This is a genomic window from Methylobacterium sp. CCH5-D2 (genome assembly GCF_001556475.1).
Classification (GTDB): Bacteria; Pseudomonadota; Alphaproteobacteria; order Rhizobiales; family Beijerinckiaceae; genus Methylobacterium; species Methylobacterium hispanicum.
Genome location: NZ_LSIX01000305.1, coordinates 1 through 3,004, shown reverse-complemented (window position 1 = coordinate 3,004; position 3,004 = coordinate 1). Strand labels below are relative to the sequence as shown.

3 protein-coding genes are annotated in these 3,004 nt (G+C 63.5%); all 3 read left to right on the top strand.

Annotation, left to right across the window (positions count from 1 at the left end):
* Nucleotides 1-199 precede the first annotated feature (199 nt).
* The 3 genes from AX737_RS08075 to AX737_RS08070 all read left to right on the top strand — a co-directional run bounded on the left by AX737_RS08075 (nt 200) and on the right by AX737_RS08070 (nt 2,706).
* On the top strand, nt 200-1,477 hold the full coding sequence (locus tag AX737_RS08075; RefSeq protein WP_082772946.1) for a site-specific integrase: 1,278 nt from the start codon (nt 200-202) through the stop codon (nt 1,475-1,477).
* Complete coding sequence (locus AX737_RS33040) at nt 1,470-2,342, top strand: hypothetical protein (RefSeq protein ID WP_156453592.1); 873 nt, start codon at nt 1,470-1,472, stop codon at nt 2,340-2,342. The genes AX737_RS08075 and AX737_RS33040 overlap by 8 nt, the downstream gene beginning before the upstream one ends.
* A 157-nt stretch (nt 2,343-2,499) precedes the next feature.
* On the top strand, nt 2,500-2,706 hold the full coding sequence (locus AX737_RS08070; RefSeq protein ID WP_156453591.1) for a transcriptional regulator: 207 nt from the start codon (nt 2,500-2,502) through the stop codon (nt 2,704-2,706).
* Nucleotides 2,707-3,004: the final 298 nt, after the last annotated feature.

The window sequence follows — 3,004 nt, the reverse complement described above, 5'->3', positions numbered from 1 at the left end:
TGGTGCGGACGGCGGGACTCGAACCCGCACGGCCTTGCGGCCGCAAGATTTTAAGAATTGTGCCAAGCCCTAACAGGGCCTCACAATTCCGAGGTCATGCCCCGCCCTAAGGCACCGCGGCACTTAGCATTTTCGCGAAGCGCGCTAACATCCGGTAACATCGCGGAACGGGCCATAACGGCCTGATTCGCGTACCCCTGTGTTACCCGGAGGAGCGCATCTCGTGGCAGCGAAGGTGCTCACCGTGCAGAGTGTTGAGAGATGCAAGCCCGACGCGGCGCGCAGGCTGGAGATCCCGGACGCCGCGCTTCCGGGCTTCTACTTGGTCGTCCAGCCGAGCGGCTTGAAGTCGTGGGCGGTACGCTACCGGATCGCCGGCCGGCCCCGGAAGTTCACGATCGGCAGCTACCCGCTGTTCGACCTCGGCACCGCGCGAGCCAAGGCCCGCGAGGCACTTCAGACGGCCGCGACCGGCCGCGACCCGTTCGCTGAGAAGGTCGCGGCGGCCGAGGCAGCCCGGGCCGAGCCGGCTGACCGAATCGATATGGTGGTGAAGCTCTATGTCGACCGGCATCTGAAGCCGAACTGCAAGCCCGCCTATGCCGCGATCATGGAAGGCCTGCTGCGGAACCACATCGTCCCGCGCTGGGGATCGCGGCGAATCGGTGAGGTCAAGCGCAAGGACGTCGTCGCCCTAACGGACGCCCTGACAGACGCAGGCATGGGTACGGGCGCGAATCGGGTCTTCACGGCAGCTCGCGCCCTGTTCAACTTCGCGCTCCGACGCGAGCTGATCGAGACGACGCCCTTCCTCGGCCTCAAGCCGCCCCGGACCGAGGTGGGCCGCGACCGCGTGCTCACCGACGCCGAGGTCCGGCTGATCTGGCGCACGGCGGATCGCGTAGGCTTCCCCTTCGGACCTGCCGTGCAGCTGCTCCTGCTGACAGGCCAGCGCCGGAACGAGGTCACGCAGATGGTCCGCGCCGAGGTCACGGGCGATCTCTGGACCATCCCGGCCGCCCGGACGAAGAACTCGCTCGAGCACCTCGTCCCGCTGTCGTCAGCCGCGCAGGCGATACTCGAAGGCGTGCCGCGCATCGCGGGGGAGGCAGGCTACATCTTCTCTCGCACCGGCACTGCGCCGATCTCCGACCATTCCAGTAGCAAGCGGCGCTTCGATGAGGCGATGCTGGCGATCGCGCAGCAGTGCTCGACCGAAGAGGGTAGGGATCCGACGGCCGTGACGGTCGCGCCCTGGCGCCTGCACGATCTCCGCCGGACCTGCAGCACCGGTATGGCGAAGCTGAAGCACCCGATCCACGTCACCGAGGCCGTGCTGAACCATCGCTCGGGCACGATCAGCGGCGTCGCTGCGATCTACAACCGCTACCAGTACCTCGACGAGAAACGGGCAGCGCTGGAGGCTTGGGCTGCACGCGTCGAAGCCATCTGCGGTAGGGGTGCGAGTCATGGATGAGGCCTGGAAGCAAGCCCGGCTCGGCGAGCTGTGGGAGGCAGTCCTCAAGCTGTTCCGCGATCCTGATCACGCAATTGGAAAGGGCAAAGATGAGATCGCTTGTGAGCTGCTCCGAAACTACAAGAAATGGAGCGAAATCGCGGAAAGTATTGGAAGATCAGACGAAGCGTTGGTTGATGATGACCCGCTCCGGCGATCAGCAACGGGATATTTGATCTGGCAACTGCTCTCGCTGGACGCCGCGACTTGGACACTTAGCGAGGTGGTCGGATCGCCGGAGAACGGATGGTCGGGCATACCCGCGAGAATGAAGTTGCAAGCGTACCTTAATATGCAGGTAGCTGCGCAATGGCCGTCCCATGGGCGTGCCATCGATCCCATGCCTCTGTTCATCCCGCGCGAGCTCGTCATTGAGCTGATCGAGGCGATGGATGCACTCGATAGAGGGGAAGTGCTCCCGATCTTGGAGCCGGTGCCCAACGGCCGACACGACACGTCTTGGCAGTGGGACGTGATGCGTACGAGAGCCCTACAATACGTAGAGTTTCTCCGAGGACAGGGCCAAACAAAGAAGAATGCGCTGAGCCTAGTAGCTATCGCCACCGGGGTTTCCGTACACACCTTGCGGGACTGGGAAACAACCATAGAGCCTACCGAGCCGATCGAACCAGCATTCGAGGCCGGCAAGATAAAGTTCAGGCAGGGTATTGATCCGACGTATGGGTCTGTGGGCGGCGAAGCCGCAGATGCTACTGGCCTATACTATCTGAAAAACCAGATGGCAGCGCCCCTGAGTGAGTTTGGGCGCCTCTATCAGGAACGGTTCGGACGGCGCCACAACCAGTCGCCGAGTGATGGCAAATGATGCCCAATCGCCCGCACTTTGCTGCGGTCAGGTTGGGCTAGGTTGCCAGCACAATAAAGCGGTCAGCCGCTAGCAAATCACCAGCGTAGATCCGGGCTGCGTCTCGAAGCACATTGCTTTCGAGCACGAGAGTTCGTGCGCGTTTGGAGGTGTGAAGATGAGCGATCGACAGAAGCTCTACTGCACCGCGACCCAGGTCCGTCGCCGATACGGCGGCATCTCGGAGATGGGTCTGTGGCGCTGGATCAATGACGGCAAGGTCGACTTCCCCAAGCCCGACCTCATCGTGAATGGTCGGCGGTTTTGGAGCGAAACCAGTCTCGACGCTTTCGACGCGCGCCTCTCGATGAAGGAGGCCGCCTGAAATGAAGAAACCCGCAGCGCGGGGCGCCACGGGTCTCTCGAATGCTTTCCGGCAAGTCAGCACCGAGAGGTATGCGCCAGCCGAGCCGCCTCGGCAAGCCCCCTTCCTCGCAGCCCGCTTCGGCCTGTCGCCGCTCCATGCGGCCGTGATCGCCGAGCTGGCCTACCCCTCATCCGATGATTGGCGGAGGCGCGCATGATCGCGACGTCTGTCTCCCGTGTCACCCGGCGACGCCTCAAGCGGCTCGCCGCGCAGAACGAGCCGACGATTGAGGCGGACCGCCGCTTCTTCCTCCGGC

What these genes read in the sequence shown, in the direction of transcription:
- AX737_RS33040 (WP_156453592.1), top strand. Translation starts at nt 1,470, where the DNA reads ATGGATGAGGCCTGGAAGCAAGCCCGGCTCGGCGAGCTGTGGGAGGCA.
- AX737_RS08070 (WP_156453591.1), top strand. Translation starts at nt 2,500, where the DNA reads ATGAGCGATCGACAGAAGCTCTACTGCACCGCGACCCAGGTCCGTCGC.